Here is a 22551-nt window from a genome sequence, read left to right as displayed (position 1 = left end):
GGCTTCAGCGCTCCAGTATCGCCCGGCGGTGGCGCCGGAACACCCATTTCTCCCACATCAAATGCGTATCCAGATCGAAGCTGCCGTGGATGTCCGCGCTCAGCAGGCGAAGCGTGCCGCCGTGAGGACGGGATTCCAGCACCCGCCCGTGCAGGCACAGGCTGAGCGCCGAGTCGGGGTTGGGATACAGCGACAGCAGAAGTGGCTGCCCCGGCGTCCACGGCTGGGTGTCCAGCCAGGCCACCGCGTTCAGTCCCAGGCGGCACGGCGTGCAGGATGGGCGGTCCGGGTGGCGTTCCAGCAACGAGACTTCCAGCGCCAGATCCAGCTTGGCTTCCAGCCGCATCAGCACCGGATTGGTGTCGTCCGGCGTTTCGCCGGGCGCGGCCAGCACCCGCAGCGCCAGCCGGGTTTCGCGCTGCAGCCGGGGAGGATAGTCGCCTTCCAGCGGCTGAGCCAGAAAGGGCAGATCGGCGTCGAAGCTGACGGTGTCCAGCTCCAGAAGTTGGGTCGTTTGCTTGTCGGCCATCATCGTCGCTCAGTGAAATAGCCGCAGGATGGCGTCCAGGCCGCCATGCTCGATGGCGATGTCGGCTTCGGCGCTGACGCGGGGCTTGGCATGGTAGGCGACGCCGGTTCCGGCCTCGCGCAGCATGGGCAGGTCGTTGGCGCCGTCGCCGACCGCGATCACCTGTTCGGGCCGCAGGTCCATCGCGTCGCGGGTGGCGATCAGCAGCCGCTTTTTCGCTTCGGCGTCGACGATGTCGCCCTGCACCCGGCCGGTGAGTTTGCCGTCGACGATTTCCAGCTGGTTGGCGTAGGCGTGGTCCAGGCCATAATCGGCCTTGAGCCGGTCGGTGAAATAGGTGAAGCCGCCGGAAACCAGCAGCGTCTTGATGCCGAGGCGCTGGCAGGCGGCCAGCAGCTGTTCGGCGCCCGGGTTCAACCGCAGCCTCTCCTCATACACCTGGCGCAATGCCGCCTCCGGCAGGCCCTCCAGCAAGGCCACCCGTTCCCGCAGGGCGGCCGAGAAGTCCAGCTCGCCGCGCATCGCGCGCTCGGTGATCTCCGCCACCTGGGGCTTGATGCCCTTGATGTCGGCGATCTCGTCTATGCACTCGATGTTGATCAGCGTGGAGTCCATGTCGGAAACCAGCAGGCGGAAATCGGCGAAGGCCTGGCCGTTGTCGATATAGGCGGCGTCGTAGCCGTGGGCGCGGCAGCGTTCCAGGACCGAGGGGCTTTGGTCCGGATTGGCGCCGCGCATCCGCACCACGTCGATGTGGGGATGGTCCAGATGCGGCGCTTCGGCCAGGCGGGCGATGTCGGAGAGATGCCGCGGGTCCGGCTGCGGGGCGAGTACGACCAGGGTTTTCTGAGTGCTCATTGTGCGATCGGGCGTCAAGACGATTGCTTTCATTATGCCACGTCTTGCGCCCGCCGCCGCCTCGCGCGCGGTTCCCGCTCAGCTGAGGCTGGCGGGGCAGCGGCCCGCGCACCAGCGCTTGAGCAGTGTGTCCAGCGACAGCAAGCCGGGGCCGAAGGACAGCAGCACCAGCAGCTGGGCGCCCCAGAAGTAGTGGAACTGGCGGGTGACGTCGTTCAAGCCGGGATAACTGATCACCGCCACAGCGTTGAGGATGAACAGGCCGGCGGCGGCGAAGCGTCCGCCCAGGCCCAGCGCCAGCAGCGTGGACAAGCCCAGCTCGCCGCAGGTTGCCATCACCGCGGCGACGGCGGGCGGCAGCAGCGGCACGTGGTATTCGTCGGTGAACAGCGCCAGCGTGATGTCCCAGTCGTCTATCTTGGTCAGGCCGGAGCGGAAGAAGACATCCAGCAGCCACAGCCTGAGCAGCAGCAGGACCAGCGGCTGCAGTCGGTCGGCGCTGCGGATCAGCAGCTGGTAGGCGGAGACCGCCGGTTTGGCGAGGGTATTCATTCGGTTTCACCTTGTCGGATATGGATGGAGGCCAGCAACGGCGGCTGGAACAGGCCGAGCAGCGCCGGCTGCAGGTCAAAATCGGCGTCGAACGCCTGGGCCGCTTCGATGGCTGCGGCCAGCGGCTCCCCGCTGAACAGCGCGGCGTAGAAGGCGTGGCGGGCGTCGTCCAGCGCCAGGGCTTTCACTTCGCCGCGGTCGCGGTAGACCAGCGCGTTTTCCGGCGGCAGCGCCAGCAGGCCGTCCAGCGGACCGTGCTCGCGGTGGGCACGCCAGATGCTAAGCGCAGGGCTGCCGGCCCGGCACAGCGCGACGTCGGGCAGCGGCGCGAAGACCAGCGCCTCCCATCGCTCCGGCGCGACGGCCGCCAGCGCGGAGGTGTCCAGCGGCTGAGCGTCCTCAGCGTAATAGCTGCGGTGGACCGCCCACTCCAGCCGCGCGACGTCGGCGAGGTAGGGCAGGTCGCGGCAATGCTCGAAGCCGGCGATGAAATCGGCGAAGCTTGCGCCGTAGCGGTGCAGGTTGCCGCTGTCCGAGGCATGGCTCTTCACGTATTCGCGCGCCAGCGCGGTGAAGAAATCTTCGCCCACCAGTTCGCGGCAGACCGGATGGCTGTGGGCCAGCGCGTCGATCAGGCCGATGCGGTAGTTGTTGCGGTAGACCGCCAGCCCGGCTGGATTCAAATCCAGTTCGACGGCGGCGGATGCCTGCGCCGGATCGGCTATCGCTTCCAGCAGCGCGTGTTGCCAGTCATGCCAGTCCATCGCGGCCCTCCAGTATCGCCTGCGCCTTGGCGGCTTCGGCCTGCAGCGTGGCCAGCGGCGGGATGTCGAGATCCCACTCGATCAGCGTCGGACGCGGGCCGATGCGGCGGATCACTTCGCGGTAGAACTGCCATACCTCGTCGTGAACCGCCTGGCTGTGGGTGTCCACCAGCATGCCTTCGCGCTCGCTGTAGCCGGCCAGGTGGATCTCGCCGATCGCGTCCAGGGGCAGGGCAGCCAGCACGGCGTCGGTGTCGGTGCCCAGGTTGACGCGGTTGACGTAGAGATTATTGACGTCCAATAGGATGCCGCAGCCGGTGATGCGCGTCAGTTCCGCCAGGAATTCGCCTTCGTTCATCTCATTGCCGGGGAATTCGACATAGCTGGACAGGTTTTCCAGCAGGATGGGACGGCCAAGCGCGTCCTGGGTCTCTGACACGTGGCCGGCCACCGAGTCCAGCGCCGCGCGGGTATACGGCATCGGCAACAAATCATTGACGTAGCGGTGCGGCGAATGGTTGAACGACAGGTGCTCGGACACTGAGGCCGGACAGGTCTCGTCCACCAGCCGCTTGAGCGACGCCAGATGGCCGCGGTCGGGGCGAGCGGCCGAGCCCAAGCCCAGGCCGACGCCGTGTAGCGACAGCGGCCAGCATTCGGCCACGCGGCGCAGCATGGCCAGCGGGGTGCCGCCATCGAAGAAATTCTCGCTGTGCACTTCCACCCAGCCCAGCTCGGGTTGAAGCGCCAGGGCTTCGCGGTAGTGCGGCGCGCGCAGGCCGATGCCGCAAACGCCGGGAAGAGTGGTGAGGGACATGCTGGTGTTCCGGAAAAGGCGGCCCGCCGATGAGCGGGCCGCATGGGGGGGGCGGGGATTACTTGGTGCCGGCCTTGCCGCCCATTTTCTCGCAGCTGCCCTTGGCTACGTATTTCCAGTCAGCGGGGTCCTTGTCCACCTTGGCCTGGCCGGCGCAGGAGTGGGTGCCGGACGCGCAGTCGTTCTTGCCTGCCTGGGCGATGCCGTAGCATTTTTCCTTTTCCGCGGCGGCGGCCGGGGCGGCGCTCAGCGCGCCCATGGCGATGACGGCGCCCAGGGCGGATGCGATCAGTGCTTTGTTCTGCTTCATATGTGACTCCTTGCTTAAGTGTGCGCCGGACGGTTCCTGCCGTCCGGCCGGGGTATGGTAATCAAAGCGGCTGGAATTGCCAGCCGGATAAATCACATCGGTTTGGTTTGACCGCCCATCTTCTGGCAAGTGCCGGCGGGCACCAGCTTGAAGTCGGCCGGATCGTTGTCCATCTTGGACTGGCCGGCGCAGGCGTGGGCATCGGTCTTACAATCGTTCTGGCCGGCTTTGGCGACGCCGAAGCACTGGTCCTTGTCCGCGGCGGCGGCGGGGGCGCTGGCCAGCACGCCGAGGGCGATCACTGCGCCGAGCGCGGAGGCGATCAGAGTCTTGTTGCTGTTCATGGTTTCTCTCCTGGGTAGTGCGATTGTTGTAGATGGCGACGGATGCCTGAGTCCTGGTGGCGTATGGGCATCGCCGCACAACCATTGAGTCGCGATGCCTTTTCGTTTCTTACGCGAATTTTCAAAAAATTTTCGCGGAGCAGGATCGCCGCGCCGGAGGGCCGTCGTCCTCCACCCGGCGCGGATGTTTTCGTCGTTATAGTGCGGGTTTTCCGGATGGCATAGAACGGTGGCGTGGAATGGCTGATGAGCGGAACCGCGGCAGGCGCATGTTTCCGCGGGGAAGCGTTTGAGAGGAGGAGAGCGGGTGGCTCGGAAACGAAGATGCCCGGACATGCCGGGCATCGGGCGCATGCCGTTGATCAATGGCATGCGAAACAGGATGGGGTCGCGTTCAGCGGATATTCACCACCTTGTGGGTCTGCACCGACAGCCGCCACTGTGGATGCGCCATGCAGTAGGCGATGGCGGCGCGGGTGTTGGCGGCCAGGTCGGGGCCGTCCATCGGCTGCAGGTAGAAGGTGCCGAAGTCCAGGTGGGCGACGGTTTCCGGCATCTGGGCCGCCTGCGGATAGACCAGCTTCAGCTCGTCGCCTGCGCGCTGCTTCAGCTCGGATCCCGCCTTGGGACTGACGCATATCCAGTCCAGCCCGGCCGGCGCGGCGACGGTGCCATTGGTTTCCACGGCGATCTCGAAGCCCTCGGCGTGCAGCGCGTCCACCAGCTCCGCGTCCAGCTGCAGCAGCGGCTCGCCGCCGGTGCAGACCACATAGGGCGCGCCGCCGGCGTCCTGCGGCCATTCGGCGGCGATGCGGGCGGCCAGCGCCGCCGCGCCGTCGAACTTGCCTCCATCCGGGCCAGCGCCGACGAAGTCGGTGTCGCAGAACTGGCAGACGGCCTTGGCGCGGTCTTCCTCGCGGCCCGACCACAGATTGCAGCCGGCGAAGCGACAGAATACCGCCGCGCGGCCGGCCTGGCGGCCTTCGCCCTGCAGCGTGTAGAAGATTTCCTTGACGGTATAGGTAGTCACGACATTCTCTCGCAATCGATGGTGGCGGTCACAGCAAGGGCCAGCGCATGTCCTGGCGGAAATGCAGCGACACGCCGGCGTCGTCGCTTTCCATCAGGTCTATCCGGGACAGCTCCGGGACCAGCGGCGCCAGCTGGGCGTGGATCCATTCCGCCACCGCGGCGTTGTCGGCGCGGCGCAGGCCGGCCAGCTTGTCCAGCGGGTTGTGGTCGAGCTGGCGGTAGATGGGCTTGAAGCGGTCCTTGACGTCGCCGAAGTCAAGCAGCCAGCCCATGGTGCGGTCGATGCCGCCGGACAGCATCAGCCGGACCAGATAGCTGTGGCCGGTGTAGTTGCCGTCGGTATCGAAGGGCATTGCGCTTTCGAAGCGCTGCTCCTTCCAGATGCGGAAGGTCTTGCCGTCGAACTGGCTGCCGGCGCTGTGCGTCTCGCGCACCTCCACCCAGGCGAGGCCGGGCACGATGCCAGCCAGTTGCTGGTGCAGCCACAGGGCCAGCACCTCGCTGGTTGGATTCTCCAAGCCGGGAATATCGTTCAGATAGCGATGGTTGAGCCGGCCGTGGAGCGTTGCCCAGGCGCGGGCCAGGTCATGCTGGCCGCTCAAGGCGGCGTCGGCGACGATGCGCACGCCGAAGCCATGGCCATGCAGGCGGCCGCATTTATGGCCCGGGGGCACGTGGGGCAGGTGGTGGGCCGCCTCGAAGGATGAGTTGATCCAGCTGAGCGCGCGCGCGCCGTCCAGCATCACGCCGCGGTCCGGCGCGCCGCGCAACTGGATGGCGGCGGGGTGGGGCAGGGCGTCGGCGATGCGGCGCGCCAGCGAGAGATCGTCGCTGGCTGCGAGCGCGGCGTTCAGATCGGTGTAGTCCAGCGGCGCCACGGCTGCCCGGACGGCTGCCTGCAGCGCGTCCTGGCTGGTGTTTTGGGCATCGCTGCGCACGCTAAGGCGGAAGCTATGGCCATGCGGCCGCGCGGCTTGGCCGTGGTCGGCCGGCAGCCGCCGCGCCGCTTCGAAGCCGGCGCCGGCTATCAGGTAACTGGCGTGCATTTCAGTGTCCTTGCGCTTCGGCCTGGCAGCGTTCCACCAGCGGATCCGGCATGCCGGCCTCGGCGAAGCCGCGGGCGCGCAGTTCGCATGACGCGCAATGGCCGCAGGGCGGCACCTCGCCGTTGTAACAGGTGTGACTCCAGGCCAGGGCTTCCAGCGCGCCCACCTGTTGCGCAAGAGTCACAGTTTCGGCCTTGGACAGGTACATCAGCGGCGTGTGCAGTTCCACTCGGCTGTCCATGCCCAGCCTCAGCGCCACTTCCAGCGCCTTCAGCGTGTTCTCGCGGCAATCGGGATAGCCGGAGTAGTCGGTCTGGGCGACGCCGGTCACCAGATGGCGCGCGCCGCGGGTATAGGCGAAGGCGGCGGCGAAGGTGAGGAAGACCAGATTGCGTCCGGGGACGAAGGTGTTGGGCAGCGCGTCGTCGTCGCGGACGCCTTCTTCAGGGGCGATGCTGGCATCGGTCAACGCATTGCCGCCGATGGCGGCGAAGGTGTCGATGGGCAGCACGGTCTGGCGCACGCCGGCAAGCGCGGCGATCTTGCGCGCGCAGTCCAGCTCCACGCGGTGGCGTTGGCCGTAATCGAAGGTGACGGCCTCCACGTTGCCGGCGCCGAAACGGCGCAGCGCCCAGTAGAGGCAGGTGGTCGAGTCCTGGCCGCCCGAGAGCACCACCAGGGCTTTTTCATCAGATGCTTGGTTCATATTCCGTCGAAAAACAGTCGAAGGTTTGTGACGGCGCGCCGGGATCGGTCTCACCCGCCGCGCAAACCGCTGATTTTAACCCACTATAGACCTGGCGGGGGAGGTGGATGGTTTGTGGTTGAAATATGACATGTGGGATATGTGCAACTGTGGGAATTTTTCTGATTGCGATCATGACATGTTCATGCAATTAATGATCTGTGCATGATGACTGTGCACTTTATAACTTTTCGTGATGTACAAAGCATCCTGACAATAAAGGGAAAACAATGGACAAGAGATTACCTATCGCGGCTGCAGCCCTGCTGCTCGCCTCATCCGCATTCGCCGGCGACCTGCAAGTCAGCCTGGGCCAGCCGGCAGTCAGCGCCGCCCAGGACGTGGACGTCACCGTCACCTACCGCAACACCGGCAAGGAGACCTTGCACGTTTACCGCTGGTACCTGCCGGGCAAGGAACTGCAGGAACAGTTCCTGGCTGTGAATGTGAACGGCAAGCAGGCTGAATACCTGGGTCCGCGCTACAAGCGCGTGGTGCCGTCGCTGCGGGACACGGTTTCCCTGGCGCCGGGCGCGGCCCTGAGCGCCAAGGTTCGGGTATCGGATTATTACGACCTGTCCAAGGGCGGCCAGCTTAATGTGCGTTTCGAGAGCAACAGCGGCAAGGTATTGAACCGCAGCCTGCCGGCCGGCGTCAGCGCCAAGTCGTCGGGCGCGGCGCAGCCGCAGGATGAGGCGATCGTTTCCAATGCGGTCAGCGGCTACAGCGGCGGCAAGGCCAGCCCGCTGCTGCAGCGTTCGCAGGCGGCGAAGCTGGAGTGGCAGGCTCTGGCCCGCACCGCGGTCAGCGGCGTGACTTACGCCGGCAATTGCTCAGTCACCCAACAGAACCAGTCCAGGGACGGCGTCACCGCCGCTAGCGCGATGGCCGACGAGACCAACGCCTATCTGAACGGCACGCCGTCCGGCACCCAGCGCTATACCACTTGGTTCGGCAAGTACAGCCAGGCCAACTGGAGCACCGCCAAGTCGCATTACGTGAACATCAAGGACGCGCTGGACACCAAGCCGATCAAGCTGGATTGCAGCTGCACCGATGGCGGCACTTATGCCTACGTCTACCCGTCGCAGCCCTACACCATCTATCTGTGCGGCGCTTTCTGGACCGCGCCGACCAAGGGCACCGACTCCAAGGGCGGCACGCTGGTGCATGAACTGTCTCACTTCACCGTGGTGGCGGGCACCGACGATCACGTCTACGGCCAGGCCGGCGCCAAGAACCTGGCGAAGACCAATCCGGCCCAGGCGCTGAACAACGCGGACAACCACGAATACTTCGCGGAAAACACGCCTAACCAGCCGTGAGCCGGCTTAGCCGGACAAGTCCGAACCCGCCCGCTTCGGCTGGCGGGTTTTTCATGGCCGTCGTGCATCTTTTCGTCATGATTCGCATATCCGGCTAATGGGGTGGAATACGGTCGGAACGGGGCTTATTATGGAATGGCCCGGCGGACGGGGCGTTTTGACCGCGTCCGCCATGGCCGGCCAAAGGCCGGGCTACCGTGTGCATGATCAGCTGCAATGGCTTGGGGATGCGATGCCGTCGACGACCATCTTGCTGGTAGAGGATAGCGCCACCAACCGCTACTTCATCGAACAGTTCATCCAGAAGCTCGGCTATCTCTGCGTGTCGGCGAAGAATGGCGTGGAGGCGGTGGAGTACTGCCGCAGCCAAGTGCCGGATCTGGTGCTGATGGATGTCATCATGCCGGAGATGGACGGCTTGCAGGCCACGACCGAGTTGCGCAAACTGTTCGGCGAGCATTGGGTGCCCATCATCTTCCTGACCAGCCTGAACGAGCTGGAAAGCGTGGTCTCCGGCCTGAAGGCGGGCGGCGACGATTATCTGGCCAAGCCTGTCAGTTTCGATCTGCTGACCGCCAAAATCCATGTTTTCCTGCGCATCGCCGAGATGCAGAACCAGATCAACCAGGATGCGATCCGGCTGGAGAAGTATTACCAGGAGAACGAATTCGAGCAGCAACTGGCGCTGGAACTGATGGAGCGGCTGATCCGCCTGCGCACTTCCCGGCCGGGCCATATCTGGCAGTATCTGAGCCCCGCCGCAGGCTTCAACGGCGACCTGATCATCATTTGCCAGTCGCCGGGAGGCGGCGAGCACATCATGCTGGCCGACTGCACCGGCCATGGCCTGACAGCCGCCATCAGCGCCTTGCCGGCGATTGATTGCTTCCATGAGATGACGGAGGCCGGGTGCGATATGCCGGCCATCGTCCGAGGTGTCAATCAGAAACTGCACAAACTGCTGCCGAGCGGCCGCTTCGTCGCCGCCGCGCTGATCGCGATCGATTCCGCCGGCCGCCAGGCGCGCGTCTGGAACGGCGGCGTGCCCTGCGTGCTGCTGTTCAATGCGCGGGGGGAAGTCGAGGCGCGCTGCAAGTCCGAGCATCCTCCGCTTGGCGTGCTGCCGGCCGATGCCTTCGACGACAGCATGCAGACGCTGGCCTGGCAGCCGTCCCAGACCCTGGTGGTCAGTTCGGACGGCATCACCGAGGCCAAAGACGGCCAGGGAGCGATGTTCGGCTTGTCCGGCGTCGAGGCGGCGGTCCGCTGTGGCTGGCCGGACCGGATCGGGGAGACGGTGCTGGAGGCCGTCAAGGCGCATAGGCAGGGCGGAGCGGCCAGCGACGACGTCTCTTTGCTGGTGATCCGCCATCCGGATGGCGGGCCGTCCTCCCGTTGACGCGAGCCGCGACCAAGTCCAACCGCCGCCGATCAAACGTTGCCCAACGCCTGGGCCTGCGGCGTTAAACCGCGCAGACGCGGCCGCGGCCGGTTCGCTTGGCCAGGTACAGCTGGTCGTCCGCCAGGCGGAGCAGGCGCTCGCCATCCTCCCCGGCATCCGGTTCGATCACGGCCACCCCCTGGCTTAGCGTGACGCAGACGTCGACACTCGAGGCTGGATGCTGGATGTGCAGGGCCCGCACCGCGGCGTCTATCTTGATGGCCACCGTCACCGCGCCGGCCAGCGTGGTTTCCGGCAGCAGGCAGACAAATTCCTCTCCGCCGTAGCGCGCGGCCAGGTCATAGGGGCGGCGCATCTGCTCCTGGATCGCCGACGCCACCTGGCGCAGGCATTCATCGCCAGCGTGGTGGCCGCAGCTGTCGTTGTATTTCTTGAACAGGTCGACATCGGACAGAATCAGCGCCAGCGTGCTGCGCGCGCGCTGGCAGTGGCGCCAGGCCTTGTCGAGGCGCTCGTCGAAATTCCTGCGGTTGGCGATGCCGGTCAAGCCGTCGTGATAGGCCAGCACGCGCAGCTGATCGGCCTGGAATTTCAGCGTCAGGTGGGCGTTGACGCGGTTGAGCAGGGTGATGGGCGTGACCGGCTTGCTGACGAAATCGGCGGCGCCGGCTTCCCAGCAGGCCACTTCCTCCTGCGGACTTTGCAAGCCTGTGACGAAAATCACGGGAATGTCCTGGGTCATCGGGTCCTGCTTCAGGCGCCGGCAAACGTCCATGCCGTTGAGGCCGGGCATTTCCACGTCCAGCAGCAGCATGTCCGGCGGCGTGGCCCGGCAGAACTCCAGCGCCTGCTCGCCGTTGGTGGCCATGAAGACGTCGTGCCGTTCGCGCAGTATCTGATGCGCGACCACGATATTGGCCGGCTGGTCGTCGACGACCAGTATCCGGCCGCGCCGGCCGGCGGGAGGCCGGGCAAGGCCTGGGATATCTTGGTTCATGGCTGTGGCGCTTTCTGCTGCCGCATGTCCTCGCACAGGCGGACGGCAGCCGTGAAATTCATCTGCATGATCGCCTCGTTGAGCCGGTCGAACTCGCCGGGCCGGGCGCGGCCATGGCGTTGCCGGAGCGAGGCGAACAGCTGCACGGCTTCGACATTGGCTTCGCGCAGCAGCTGGGTCAGTCTGGCAAGGCCTTCGGCCAACTCGAGGCCTGGGTCCTGTTCTGCGTCATGCTGCGGCGCGTTGAGGCGCGACGAGTTTTCCAGCGCCTCCGCCAATTGCCTGGCGGCCTGCTCGGCTTGTCCGGCTTCCCGTTCGAGATCGGCGTAGTCGGCGGGCCAGTCCTGCTCGGCGTCCCGCAGCGTTTTTTCACCCAGGGCGGCTGTCGCCGCCAGGGCTTCCGCGCCGATGGTGGCCGCCAGTCCTTTCAGTGTATGCAGAAACTGTATGCCTTGCTCGCGCTGCCGGAGGCCGCGCGCCTGCAGCAAGCTATCCCGCAGCGTGCGGCTTTCCTCGCAGAAGCTGAGCAGGGTATGGCGATAAATTTCCAGGTTGCCGCCAAAGCGCACGATGGCGGCTTCGCTGTTCAGCAACTTGCCGGCGGCGGCGGCGGGCTGCTGGTTGTTTTCCGGAGCGGCCTGGCCGCGGGCGTGGTGCAGGATGACGCTGACCAGCTGCGCCAGGTCGAAGGGCTTGCCGACATGGTCGTTCATGCCGGATGCCAGCGCGGCTTCGCGATCCGCCGGCATCACGTTGGCGGTCATGGCGACGATGGGCAGCGCCTCGGGGGGGAAGTCCTGCCGCAGAAGCCGGGTGACGGCATAGCCGTCCATATCCGGCATCTGGATGTCCATCAATACCAGATTGTAAGGCGCGGGGGCGTTGCGAACCGCGTCCAGCGCCGCCATGCCGCAATCGGCCACGTCGATCTCGGCGCCCTCGCTGCCCAGCAGCTCGCGGGCGACTTGCTGATTGGTCAGATTGTCCTCCACCAGCAGCAGGCGCAGCCCGCTCAGCCGCATTTGCCGGGGCGTGTCAGGAAGCGGGAGGCTTTCGCGGCGGCCGTTGCCCGCGCGGGCGTCGGCGACGGCGTCGAACAGCATGGAGGCGGTGATGGGCTTGACCAGCAAGCTGTCGAACATGTCGGGAGATTGGCTTCGCCGCTGCTCCAGCAACTCGCGGCCATAAGCGGTGACCAGCACGATCACCGAGGCGCGCGCGCGGCTTTCCAGCTGGCGCAGCCGGCTGCAGGTTTCCCAGCCGTCCAGTCCCGGCATCCTCCAGTCCACCAGGATGACGTCATAGTCTTTGGCGTCAGGCTGTTCCATCAGGGCCAGCGCCTCCTCGCCGCTGGCCGCGGTATCCACCATCCAGCCAAACGCGCGCAGCAGGCCGCTTTGGGTTTGGCGGGCGTTGTCGTTGTCGTCTATCACCAGGCAGCTGAGGTCGCGCAGCGAGACGATGTCGACCGCCGGTTTCGGCGCTTCGGCCGTTTCGCAATCGATCTCGAAGCGGAACAGGCTGCCTTTGCCCGCTTCGCTTTCCACGCTCAGCTGGCCGCCCATCAGCGCCACCAGCCGCTGGCTGATGGCCAGGCCCAGGCCGGAGCCGCCGTAGCGGCGGGCGGTGGACGCCTCAGCCTGGGAAAAGCCCTCGAAGATGCGTTGCAGATGCTCGGGCGCGATGCCGATGCCGGTGTCGCGCACCGAGAAGGCGATGCGCAGCTTGTCCTGTTTCCGGCCAAGCAGCCGCGCCGCCATCACCACTTCGCCGCGTTCGGTGAACTTGATCGCGTTGCCGGAGAGGTTGATCAGGATCTGCTGCAGCCGCAGCGCGTCGGCTGAGATCCAGTCCGGCAGCTCGGGGTCGATGTCGAACAGCACCTCCACGTCCTTGTCGCCGACGTTGGCGGACATGATCACGCCGATGTCGCGCAACAGCTTGTCGACGCTGAATGGATGGGGGGCCAGCGTCAGCTTGCCGACCTCCACCCGGGAGAAGTCCAGGATGTCGTTGAGTATGCCCAGCAGGGTGCGGGCCGCCGAGGCGGCCTTGTCGGCGTAGTCGGCCTGGCGCGGATTCAGTTTGGTCTGCTGGATCAGCTGCAGCATGCCCAGGATGGCGTTCATCGGCGTGCGGATTTCGTGGCTCATATTGGCCAGGAATTCCGATTTGGCGCGGTTGGCGCTGTCCGCCGCGGTTTTGGCCTGGTTCAGCCACGCTTCGCGTTCGCGCTCCAGGGTGATGTCGCGATTGATGCCGGCCACCCGGAGCGCCTTGCCGCCGGAGCCGTACTCGATTCTGGCCGCGGCTTGCAGATGGCGGGTTTCCCCGTCCTGCCGCAGGATGCGGAAGTCGGCGTTGTAGACGTCGGAGCCTTCCAGCGCGCGCTGCAGCTGGTGTTCGGCCTGTTCGACGTCGTCGGGATGGACCCGGCCGCGCCAGTGGTTGTAGTAGAGGCCGAAGTCGCGGAATGATCGGGGCAGGTCGTAGATTTCGAACATGCGGTCATTCCATTCCAGCATGTCGCTGTCCAGCGTCCAGCTCCAGATGCCGAGCTCGGCGACTTCCGCCGCCTTGACCAGTTGATCGCGCGCCAGCTCCAGCTGGCGGCGGTCCTGCTCGCGCTGGGTGATGTCCGCGGCGATGACGAGATAGCCGGTGACGAGACCATCGTCGTTTTCCAGCGCCGACACGGTCAGCAGCACCGGCAGGGTGCCGCCGCTGCGGCGGACGTAGAGCCATTGGCTTTCGTCGGAATGGCCCTGGCGGGACGGGGCGATGATGGCGTCGATCCCGGGAGCGATGTCCTGGCCCAGCCGCTCTCCGGTCAGCCGCGCCCGCTCGGCCAGTTCGCGCGGATCGTGGAAACGGGTCAGGGATTCGCGTCCTATCATGTCGGCGGCGGCATAGCCCAGCATGCGCTCGGCGGCGGGATTGAACAGCGTGATCACGCCGTCCTGGTCGGTGGCGATGATGGCGTAGCCGGCGTTGGCGAGGATGGCGTTTTGCAGCGCGGAAAATACCCGGATCTGGGCCGTGCGCTGTTCCACTTGTTGTTCCAGCCAGGCGTTCATCTCGCGGATATGCCGTTCGTTCACCACTTGCTCGGTGATGTCGCGGATGATCAGGGCGACGTCGCCTTGCCTGCCTGCGTTCAGCACCGGCGAGACGGTGACGGCGGCATCCAGCCGCCTGCCTTCCCGGTCATGCAGGAAACAGATCAGCTCCAGCGGCGTCTGTTCCCGCGGTTCGGCGTTCAGGGATGACGGCGAGCGGCTGTCGGTCGCCGGCAGTTGAATGAAGCTTTCCAGCGGCTGGCCCAGGGTTTCCTCCGCCGGGTAGCCCAGCATTTTCTCCGCGCCCAGGTTCCAGCTGGCGATGCGGCCATCCGCGGAGCAGCCGATGATCGCGTCGTGCGAGCTTTCCACGATGGCCGCCAGCTCCGCCTGGCGGGCGCTGGCTTGTCGGTATTTGCGCCGGTAGACCGCCAGCACCAGGGCGATCAGCAAAAATACGCCCAGCGCGCTGCCTAGCGAGGAAAGGCGGGCGGTCTGAGCCAGCATGGCGACTTCCTGGTCCGGCAGCACGGCGTAGATGCGGCAATAGTGCGCGGGGAAGGCGGGATCGAAGGGAATGTCCAGCCAGCGGGCATAAGCGGTGCCGTGGGGCGAGGCATAGGCTTGCAGTCCATCCGGCTGGTCGGCTCCGGCGGGAATCGGCCGGAAGTCGTCTTGCCAGCGCCAGCGATGGCCATGCTCGAAGCCGAACGTGCGCTGAGGGTCGGGCTGCAGCAGATAGTCGCCGTCGCGGTTGGTCAGATAGATGCGCAGCTCCACCGGGATGCTGTTCAGGAGCGATTGCAGCAGCCGGCTGGCATTGTAATTGAGGATCACGATGCCGAATATGCGGCCTTGCTCGTTGAATATGGGGGTGGCCACGCGCAGCGTAGGGAGCAGCGCGGCATCGGGTTGCGGATGCGGAGAGTGGCGCCGGCCCGCCGTGATGTCGGAAAAATAGACTTGTCCCCGCGCCAGCTTGGCCGTGGCTTGCATGTAATCGCTGCCGCCGTGCGTGCGCAGCGTTTGGGCGGATACGATTTGCGTCTGGCCGCCGGGGCCGCGTTCCGCCCGCACCAGTTCCCGGCCATTGTCCGCCACGCCTATGAAGCGGATTGTGGTCAGATCGGGGTTGGCGTCGAGGAAGGAGGCGAATATGGTGCCCAGTTGCCGCCTCCAGGTTTCATCGCGGGTGTTTTCCCGGCGGTCCAGGTTGCGGTTGGACGCAGCGCGGACAATGCCGGACACCGGGGGCGTATTGCCGAGAAACAGCGCGTCGCGGCGCAGCTGGTCAAATTGCTGCCGCAGGATGTCGTTGCGGGTATGGGTGACATAGCCCAGGCGGATCTGGTAGGCGCTCAGCAACTGTTGGCGCTGGTGCAGGCCCGCCTGGAACGCCACCACCGCGGCGACGGCCGCCACCATGCACAGGAAGGCGACGATCAGCCGCAATTCCTGTTTCAGCCAGCCGGACAGACGCGGAATCCGAGGCAAGGGCAGCTCCTGCAAGTAAGGAGGGCGGATCGACGATACCGTTTTCGATTATAGGTAGAGCCGACGCGCATTTGAATTGCATTTTTTGCGAAGGCGCGGCGTAGCTGGCTGTAGAAGCGGGGCGAGGCGTTCCGGCGGGGAGGCAAAACGTCCGGGCGCGCTTGGCCGGAAGGAAAAAACGGCCCCGGGACGGGGCCGTCGTGGATCAGCGCAGTTCCTTCCACAGGAAGGCGTATTCCATCGCCGCGATGCGGGCTTCCTCGTCGTGGCTGGCGGCGGCGCCGTGTCCGCCTTCGGTGCGCTCGTAGTAGCGGACGTCGGCGCCCATCGCCTTCATCGCCGCGTACATCTTGCGGGCGTGGCCGGGGTGGACGCGGTCGTCCAGCGTGGAGGTGGCGAACAGCGTGGCCGGATATTTGGCGCCGGCGCGGAGGTTCTGGTACGGCGAATAGCGCTTGATGTAGTCCCAGTCCGCAGGTTGATCCGGGTTGCCGTATTCGTCCATCCAGCTGGCGCCGGCCAAGAGCTTGTTGAAGCGCCGCATGTCCAAGAGTGGCACCTGGCAGACGACGGCGTGGAACAACTGCGGATACTTGGTCAGCATCACGCCCATCAGCAGGCCGCCGTTGCTGCCGCCCTTGATGCCGAGATGGCGGGAGTCGGCGATGCCGCGCCGGGCCAGGTCCCTGGCGATGGACGAGAAGTCGTCGTAGGCTTTCTGGCGCTTGTGCTTCAGCGCCGCCTCGTGCCAGGCAGGGCCGTATTCGCCGCCGCCGCGGATATTGCCCAGCACGTAGACGCCGCCTCGCTCCAGCCAGGCCTTGCCCAATGTGCCGCTGTAATAGGGCGTCAGCGACACCTCGAAACCGCCGTAGCCGTACAGCAGCGTCGGGTTCTTGCCGTTCAGATTCAGGTTCTTGCGCGCCACCACGAAGTAGGGCACGCGGGTGCCGTCGTCGGAGCGGGCGAAGAACTGCTGGATGCGATAGGGCTTGGCGTCGAAGAAGGCGGGCTGCTGCTTCAGCGGCTCGCGCGCGTCGCTGCCGGCGTGGGCGAGCGACAGCGAGGTCGGAGTCAGGAAGTCGGTGAAGGTGAAGAAATAGTCGTCGGAGTCGTCGCTGTCCACCGCGCTGACGCTGATGCTGCCGTAGCCGGGCGCGGCCACCGGGCGCGACTGCCATTTGCCGTCCACCACTTTCCATTCGACCAGCCGGCTCTTGACGTTGTCGAGCACGGTCAGGATCAGCGCGTCGCGGGTGCCGGCGCTGCCGCCCAGCGAGGTGGTGGCGCTGGGCTGGAACAGGGCGGTGACGTCGCGTTTGCCCTGCAGGTAGTCGCTTGCCTTGATGGCCAGCAGGCTGCCGGCTTTCCAGTCGTGGCCGCCGACATTCCAGTCCTGGCGCGGCCGCAGCAGCAGCCAGGGGCCATGGAAGGACGCTTCGACGTGGCCGGGCTTGTCCAGCTTCAGCCACTTGCCGTCCTGTTTCAGGTAGGTGTCGCTGGCGAAGAAGCTGGTGCCCTGGCTGATCACGTCGTAATGGTGGCCGGCGGTGTCGATGCCGTCGGCGTTGACCGAGATGTCGGTCTGCTTGCCCTCGAACAGCGTCGCGGCGGCGGACAGTGGCTGGCCGCGCTTCCATTCCTTGACGATGCGGGGATAGCCGGAATCGGTCAGCGAGCCTTTGCCGAAATCGGTGGCGACGTACAGCGTGTCGCGGTCGGCCCAGTTGACCTCGCTCTTGGCTTCCGGCACCACGAAGCCGTCGGCGAGGAAGCGTTTGGCCGGCAGGTCGAATTCGCGCACCACCGCGGCGTCGCCGCCGCCGCGGCTCAGCCGGATCAGGCAGCGGTCCTGCTTGGGCTTGACGCAGTCCGCGCCTTGCCACACCCAGTTTTCCTTTTCATCCTTCGCCAGCTTGTCCAGGTCCAGCACCGTTTCCCAGGCCGGATCGGCCTTGCGGTATTCGTCCAGCGTGGCGCTGCGCCACAGGCCTCGCGGGTGCTGGGCGTCGCGCCAGAAGTTGTAGTAGCGGTCGCCTATCTTTTCGATGGAGGGAATGCGCGCGCTGGAGTCGAGGATGGCCAGGATGTCCCGCTTCAACTGCGGAAAGTTTTTCCAGCCCTCGGTTTCCTTGACGGTGAGCGCGTTCTGCTGATGCACCCATTGCAGGGCGTCCTTGCCCTGCACGTTCTCCAGCCATAGATAGGGGTCCTGCGCGGCGGCGTGGCCTTGCGCCGCCAGCAGCAAGGCGGCGGACGCGAGCAGTCTGGTCTTCATGATGTTCTCCTAAATGCGGGGCCCTTGCCGCCGGCGCGGCCGGCGTGCAGGACGCCCTGTTGTCGCGGCGCGCGCGGCCGGGCCGGCGGCCAATCCCAGACTGTAGCGCGTTTCAAATCCTTTTGTCATCGGCGTGGGACGCCGGTTTCCCTGTCTGCTTGAAGCGTCTGGGTCCGGCTGCCGCGGGCTTCAGGCTTTTCCCGTCCATATCGTCGGCTTGCGGCCTGCCCACGGCAGGCTGCGCTCCAGTTGGCCAGCCATCCGGAACAGCGCGTCCTCCCGTCCTGCCGGCGCGACGAATTGCATGCCGACCGGCAAGCCGGACGCCGCATCCAGGAACAGCGGCACCGACATGGCCGGCGCGCCGGCGGCGTTGAAGACCGGGGTGAACGGCGAGCCGCCCATCACGCGGTCGGTCCACTGGTGGCCGTCCATCGTTTCCGCGCCGGCCGCATAGCTGCCGATGGGCGGCGCCAGGTCGGGCAGCGTCGGCGTCAGCAGCAGATCGTAGCGCGTGAAGAAGGCGGCGACGCTGCGGGTGACGGCGTTGCGCAGATCCAGCGCCCGCACGATCTCGATGCCGCGTATCCCGTGTCCGGTCCGGTAGACGGCGAGCGTCTGCGGCTCCAGCGTGGACAGATCGATCTTGCGCCCGGTGGCTGCCGCCATGTCGTCGACCCAGGCGGCGATGTTGGCGGCCCACAGCACCGAGCTGGCATGGACGAAGGCGTCCCAGCTGCATCCCAGGGGAAGCGCCGCTTCCTCTACGATGTGGCCGAGCGACTCGCATAGCCGCGCGGCTTCGGCGAGATGCCCGAGGACGGACGCGGCGGTGCGCTGGCCGCCCCAGGCTTGCGCCATCACGCCTATCCGCAGCCGGCCGGGTTCGACGCCGACTTGCGCGAGATAGCTGCCGCCTGGCTCTTCGATGGAGAAGGGCTGGCCGGCGTCCGCGCCGCGCGCGGCGTCGAGCAGCGCGGCGCTGTCGCGCACCGAACGACTGACGCCCAGCTGCGCGGCCAGACCGTGGATGGCCTCATCGAGAATCGGGCCGTTGGATACGCGGCCGCGCGTCGGCTTCAGTCCGAATACGCCGGATGCGGCGGACGGGATGCGGATGGAGCCGGCGGCGTCGGTCGCATGGGCCATCGGCACGATGCCGGCGGCCACCGCCGCCGCGGCGCCGCCGCTGGAGCCTCCCGCGCCGCGCGCCGGATTCCAGGGATTGCGGGTCGGACCGCAGAGCGCGGATTCGGTGGTGCCGCTCCAGGCGAACTCGGGAGTGGTGGTCCGTCCCAGCGTCGCCAACCCCGCTTCGCGGAAGCGCCGCATCAGGATGGAGTCGGCCGCGGCGGTGAAGCCTTGCGCCAGCCGGCTGCCGAATTCTATCTTCCTGCCCGCCATGGTCACGCCGACATCCTTGATCAGGAAGGGCACGCCGGCGAGCGGCGAGCCGCGCTCCAGCGCCGTGGCGATGCCGGAGAGCTCGGGCTGCCAGGTTTCGATGACCGCGTTGATTTGAGGATTGACCGCCGCGCACGCCCGCAGCGCCGCATCGGCGAGCTCCTGCGGGCTGACTTCGCCCCGCGCGACCAGATTGCCCAGGCCCACCGCGTCATATTGCGCATATTCTGAAAGCTTCATCGCTGATTCCCATGGAGGATGCCCCGGCTCGACATGGGCCGGAGAGTGGTGATACCGTACGGTATCACTGCATGAGCATGATGATACCGATCGGTATCATCGTCAAGACGAATGGAAAAATGAACAAGCGAAAAGCAACCGATGCTTCGGTCCCGCCGCGGGAGCGCCTCCTCGAGGCGGCAGGCGAACTGTTTTACAACGATGGCATTCGGGCGACCGGCGTCGAGGCGATCGCCGCCCGGGCGAATACCACCAAGATGGCGCTGTACCGCCATTTCCAGTCGAAAGACGCGCTATTGGCGGAATGGCTGCGCCAGGTGATAGCCGGCTACTGGCGCGCGTTCGACGCCATCGAGGCTGAGCACGTCGGCGATCCGCGCGCGCAGATTCTGGGATGGGCGGCCTTTTTCGCCGACGACGCCGGCGGCTGGTCGCACCGTGGCTGTCCGTTCATCAACTCGATCGCCGAGCTGCCGGACAGGGAGCACGTCGGCCGCAAATTGATAGAGGAATACAAGCAAAGCCAGTGGCGGCGGCTGGCGGGTTTGTGCCGGGCCGCCGGCCTCGCGTCGCCCGAGGACACGGCGAGCGAACTGATGCTGGTGTTCGAGGGCGCGCAGGTCGCCGCGCAGAACCGGTCCATCGCCGATGCCGGCGCGCTTGCGCTGCGGATCGCCAGCGCCATTGTCGAGCGGCAGGCCGCGGCGAAATAAAAAGCCCCGCGGAGACGCGGGGCTGGACTGGAGAGGCTTACAGCGCGGGGTAGTCGGTATAGCCTGCCGCGCCGCCGCCGTAGAAGCTGTCCGGCTTGGGCGGATTCAGCGGGGCGTTTTGTTTCAGCCGCTCCACCAGGTCCGGGTTGGAGATATAGCTGCGGCCGAAGGCGGCGGCGTCGATATAGCCTTTCCTCAACAGCGTTTCGGCCTTCTCCGCGGTGTAGCCGCCGGCGCCGACGATCACGCCCGGATAGCGCTGGCGCAGCTCGGCGCGGAAGCCGTCGTCCAGCACCGGGCCGCCGGCCCAGTCCGGCTCGGAGATGTGCAGGAAGGCCAGCTTGCGCTTGGCCAGCTGCTCGGCCAGGTACAGCGCCATTTCCAACTGATCGGTGTTGGTGACGCCGTTGAAGATGCCCAGCGGCGAGATGCGGATGCCGACGTGATCGGCGTCCCACTCGGCCACTACCGCGTCCACCACTTCCAGCAGGAAGCGGGCGCGGTTTTCCACGCTGCCGCCGTATTGGTCAGCGCGGACGTTGGCTTGCGGCGACAGGAACTGGTCGATCAGATAGCCGTGGGCGCCGTGGATTTCCACCAGGTCGAAGCCGGCGCGGCGCGCGTTGTCGGTGGCGCGGCGGTAGTCCTCGATGATGTCCTCGATCTCCTCGATTTCCAGCGCGCGCGGGGTGTCGCATTGCTCGCGCACCAAGCTGCCGTCGGCGGCGCGGATATTGGTGCGGCTGTCGGCCTGAATCGCGGACGGGCCGACCGGCGCGTCGCCGTTAGGCTGCAGCGAGCGGTGCGAGATGCGGCCGGTGTGCCACAGTTGCAGCGCGATCTTGCCGCCGTCCTGATGCACGGCGTCGGTCACTTCGCTCCAGGCGCGGACCTGTTCCTCGCTGTAGATGCCGGGCGCGCCGGCATAGCCCTTGGCGGTGGGCGAGATGTGGGTGCCCTCGGCCACGATCAGGCCGGCGCTGGCGCGCTGGCGATAGTATTCCTTGGCTAGCGGGCCGGGAACGTCGCCCGGTTCGATGTTGCGCAGGCGGGTCAGCGGGGCCATCGCCACGCGGTTGGCCAGGGCGACGGCGCCCATTTGCAGCGGGGTCAGCAGTTTATCGGCGTGCATATCGGTTTCCTTGGAGGAGTGGTCGGAGTTACTGCTCGAAGCCAAAACCCTGGGCGCGCGCGACGGGCGCGACCTTGGGGAAGTAAACCTGGCGGTAGTAGCGGGCGGTGTTGGCGGTCCAGGGCTCGCCGTCGGCGCGGCCGATGTCCTGCCAGTGGCGGCGCAGGGTGTCGTCGTAGGCGGCGATGTGGCCGGCCAGCTCCGCGGCCTGGTAGCTTTCGCGATGGACGAAGCTCGAGCGTGGCAGGCGGGGCTTCGGTTCGGCGTCATCCTGAACGTGGCCTATCACCAGGCCAACCAGCGGGAAGGTCAGTTCCGGCAGATCCAGCAGGTCTATCATCGCCTGCGGATCGCGGCGGATGCCGCCGATCGGCACCACGCCCAGGCCGGCGGCGTGCGCGGCGGTGATCATGTTGCCCAGCGCGATGCCGGCATCCACCGAGCCGACGGCGAAGGCTTCCACGCTGTCGTGTATCACCTGCTTTTCGCCGGCCATTTCCACGCCGAGATGGGTTTTGTGGAAGTCCATCACCACGGCGACGAACACCGGTGCCTGGGCGATCCAGGGCTGGCCGCCGGCGATTTCGGCGATGCGCTGGCGGCGTTCGGCATCCTGCACCACCACCAGCGAGACCTGCTGGCCGTTGATCGAGGTTGGGCCTTTCCAGGCGGCGTCCAGCACGGCATCCAGCAATTCCGGGGCGATGGGCTTGTCCTGATAGCTGCGCACGCTGCGATGGCTGTGCATCAGTTGCAAGGTTTCGTTCATGATTCGCTCCATTTCAATTAAATGAGTAGACCAGTCGTCTAGTATTGGCTTCAAGAAAACCCGCCGGCTGCGGCGGGGTGCTCTCTTTATCGTTTACAGCTGGCGTTGTCGGGCTGCGGCAGCATGGTTTCCGTCAAGCGGTAGGCGTTGTGCATGGGTTGGTCGGAGCGCTGCACTTTGTACAGCAGCGCGCTGCCCACCCACAGGCTGTACAGGCTGGCGGCCAGCTCGTCGGCTTCCAGATAGGTGCACAGGCTGCCTTCGCTCTGGCCGCGGCGTATGGTGTCGGCCAGGCGGGAAATCAGCCGGCCCATGCCTTCGGCCAGCATTTCGCGCATCGGCTCGGACAGGTCGGACACTTCGGCCGCCAGCTTCACCGCCAGGCAGGTATGGCTCTGCTCGGTGCAGCGGTGGGTGTCCAGCCAGCCCTGGAAATAGCGGATCAGGCAGTCGCGGGCGTTGCCGGACTCGGGCCGCAACAGCACCACCAGTCTTTCGTCGTAACTCAGGAAGTAGCGGCGCAGCATTTCCACGCCGTAGCCTTCCTTGGACGGAAAGTAATGGTAGAACGACCCCTTGGGCACGCCGGCGGTGGAGAGGATCTCCGCCAGCCCGACGGCTGCGAAGCCTTTGCCGAGGATGATTTCCTCGCCGGTGGCCAGCAGGTGCTCGCGGGTGTCGGCTGAATGATTGGCTCGTGACATGCGCTGAATACTACTAGACCAGTCGTCTAGTTTCAAG

The 22551-nt window shown here is 66.2% G+C and carries 20 protein-coding genes; 3 read left to right on the top strand and 17 right to left on the bottom strand.

Annotated features, from left to right (window positions below):
* Window positions 1-4: 4 nt before the first annotated feature.
* The 10 genes from ACX17K_RS13700 to queC all read right to left on the bottom strand — a co-directional run bounded on the left by ACX17K_RS13700 (window position 5) and on the right by queC (window position 6958).
* Window positions 5-532 carry a hypothetical protein gene (locus ACX17K_RS13700; protein WP_231163695.1) on the bottom strand — a complete coding sequence of 176 codons (528 nt, stop codon included), beginning with the start codon at window positions 530-532 and terminating at the stop codon, window positions 5-7.
* Between the two features lie 6 nt (window positions 533-538).
* On the bottom strand, window positions 539-1387 hold the full coding sequence (gene serB, locus ACX17K_RS13695) for a phosphoserine phosphatase SerB (RefSeq protein ID WP_493775222.1): 849 nt from the start codon (window positions 1385-1387) through the stop codon (window positions 539-541).
* A 78-nt stretch (window positions 1388-1465) separates the two neighbouring features.
* Entirely contained in the window at window positions 1466-1939 is a 474-nt protein-coding gene (locus tag ACX17K_RS13690; protein WP_493775221.1) for a DoxX family protein, read from the bottom strand.
* Window positions 1936-2703, bottom strand: a complete 768-nt coding sequence (locus ACX17K_RS13685; RefSeq protein ID WP_493775220.1) for an HvfC/BufC family peptide modification chaperone — start codon at window positions 2701-2703, stop codon at window positions 1936-1938. The genes ACX17K_RS13690 and ACX17K_RS13685 overlap by 4 nt, the downstream gene beginning before the upstream one ends.
* A complete protein-coding gene (gene bufB / locus ACX17K_RS13680) occupies window positions 2690-3520 on the bottom strand; it encodes an MNIO family bufferin maturase (protein ID WP_493775219.1) in 831 nt (276 codons plus the stop codon). Before bufB ends, ACX17K_RS13685 begins: the two co-directional genes overlap by 14 nt.
* Before the next feature lie 58 nt (window positions 3521-3578).
* Entirely contained in the window at window positions 3579-3830 is a 252-nt protein-coding gene (locus ACX17K_RS13675) for a BufA1 family periplasmic bufferin-type metallophore (RefSeq protein ID WP_343479679.1), read from the bottom strand.
* A 92-nt stretch (window positions 3831-3922) separates the two neighbouring features.
* Window positions 3923-4174 (bottom strand): BufA1 family periplasmic bufferin-type metallophore, encoded by a 252-nt coding sequence (locus ACX17K_RS13670; RefSeq protein WP_046157207.1) that lies wholly within the window; start codon window positions 4172-4174, stop codon window positions 3923-3925.
* Window positions 4175-4568: 394 nt separating this feature from the next.
* Window positions 4569-5204 carry a 7-carboxy-7-deazaguanine synthase gene (gene queE / locus ACX17K_RS13665; protein ID WP_343479678.1) on the bottom strand — a complete coding sequence of 212 codons (636 nt, stop codon included), beginning with the start codon at window positions 5202-5204 and terminating at the stop codon, window positions 4569-4571.
* A 28-nt stretch (window positions 5205-5232) separates the two neighbouring features.
* Window positions 5233-6252: a 6-pyruvoyl trahydropterin synthase family protein gene (locus tag ACX17K_RS13660; RefSeq protein WP_493775218.1), complete on the bottom strand. Its 1020-nt coding sequence runs from the start codon at window positions 6250-6252 to the stop codon at window positions 5233-5235.
* Between the two features lies 1 nt (window position 6253).
* Window positions 6254-6958: a 7-cyano-7-deazaguanine synthase QueC gene (gene queC / locus ACX17K_RS13655; protein WP_493775217.1), complete on the bottom strand. Its 705-nt coding sequence runs from the start codon at window positions 6956-6958 to the stop codon at window positions 6254-6256.
* 269 nt (window positions 6959-7227) lie between these two features.
* Between queC and ACX17K_RS13650 the strand changes: the two genes are divergently transcribed.
* Together ACX17K_RS13650 and ACX17K_RS13645 are read left to right on the top strand one after the other, a co-directional pair.
* Complete coding sequence (locus ACX17K_RS13650; RefSeq protein ID WP_493775216.1) at window positions 7228-8322, top strand: M35 family metalloendopeptidase; 1095 nt, start codon at window positions 7228-7230, stop codon at window positions 8320-8322.
* Window positions 8323-8554: 232 nt separating this feature from the next.
* Complete coding sequence (locus ACX17K_RS13645) at window positions 8555-9721, top strand: SpoIIE family protein phosphatase (protein WP_493775215.1); 1167 nt, start codon at window positions 8555-8557, stop codon at window positions 9719-9721.
* 64 nt (window positions 9722-9785) lie between these two features.
* On the opposite strand, the gene ACX17K_RS13640 is transcribed toward ACX17K_RS13645, so the two are convergent.
* The 4 genes from ACX17K_RS13640 to ACX17K_RS13625 all read right to left on the bottom strand — a co-directional run bounded on the left by ACX17K_RS13640 (window position 9786) and on the right by ACX17K_RS13625 (window position 19196).
* Window positions 9786-10721, bottom strand: a complete 936-nt coding sequence (locus ACX17K_RS13640) for a diguanylate cyclase domain-containing protein (RefSeq protein ID WP_493775214.1) — start codon at window positions 10719-10721, stop codon at window positions 9786-9788.
* Window positions 10718-15274, bottom strand: a complete 4557-nt coding sequence (locus tag ACX17K_RS13635) for a PAS domain S-box protein (protein WP_493775213.1) — start codon at window positions 15272-15274, stop codon at window positions 10718-10720. Before ACX17K_RS13635 ends, ACX17K_RS13640 begins: the two co-directional genes overlap by 4 nt.
* 205 nt (window positions 15275-15479) lie before the next feature.
* The gene (locus ACX17K_RS13630) at window positions 15480-17552 is read right to left on the bottom strand and encodes a prolyl oligopeptidase family serine peptidase (RefSeq protein ID WP_493775212.1); all 2073 of its coding nucleotides are present in this window, start codon (window positions 17550-17552) and stop codon (window positions 15480-15482) included.
* A gap of 189 nt (window positions 17553-17741) precedes the next feature.
* Window positions 17742-19196 (bottom strand): amidase, encoded by a 1455-nt coding sequence (locus tag ACX17K_RS13625; protein ID WP_493775211.1) that lies wholly within the window; start codon window positions 19194-19196, stop codon window positions 17742-17744.
* A 71-nt stretch (window positions 19197-19267) separates the two neighbouring features.
* Between ACX17K_RS13625 and ACX17K_RS13620 the strand changes: the two genes are divergently transcribed.
* Window positions 19268-19909 carry a TetR/AcrR family transcriptional regulator gene (locus ACX17K_RS13620; RefSeq protein WP_493775210.1) on the top strand — a complete coding sequence of 214 codons (642 nt, stop codon included), beginning with the start codon at window positions 19268-19270 and terminating at the stop codon, window positions 19907-19909.
* 37 nt (window positions 19910-19946) lie between these two features.
* Here ACX17K_RS13620 and ACX17K_RS13615 read toward each other — a convergent pair whose 3' ends face one another.
* From ACX17K_RS13615 to ACX17K_RS13605, 3 genes are all read right to left on the bottom strand, one after another.
* Window positions 19947-21041: an alkene reductase gene (locus tag ACX17K_RS13615; protein WP_493775209.1), complete on the bottom strand. Its 1095-nt coding sequence runs from the start codon at window positions 21039-21041 to the stop codon at window positions 19947-19949.
* Between the two features lie 28 nt (window positions 21042-21069).
* Complete coding sequence (locus ACX17K_RS13610) at window positions 21070-21810, bottom strand: NADPH-dependent oxidoreductase (RefSeq protein WP_493775208.1); 741 nt, start codon at window positions 21808-21810, stop codon at window positions 21070-21072.
* Window positions 21811-21896: 86 nt separating this feature from the next.
* On the bottom strand, window positions 21897-22514 hold the full coding sequence (locus ACX17K_RS13605) for a TetR/AcrR family transcriptional regulator (RefSeq protein ID WP_347371264.1): 618 nt from the start codon (window positions 22512-22514) through the stop codon (window positions 21897-21899).
* Between the last annotated feature and the right edge of the window lie 37 nt (window positions 22515-22551).

The organism is Chromobacterium sp. INPA-IVC (assembly GCF_059047085.1).
The sequence above is the reverse complement of the archived record's forward strand: the minus strand, read 5'-3'. Positions and strand labels throughout refer to the sequence as shown.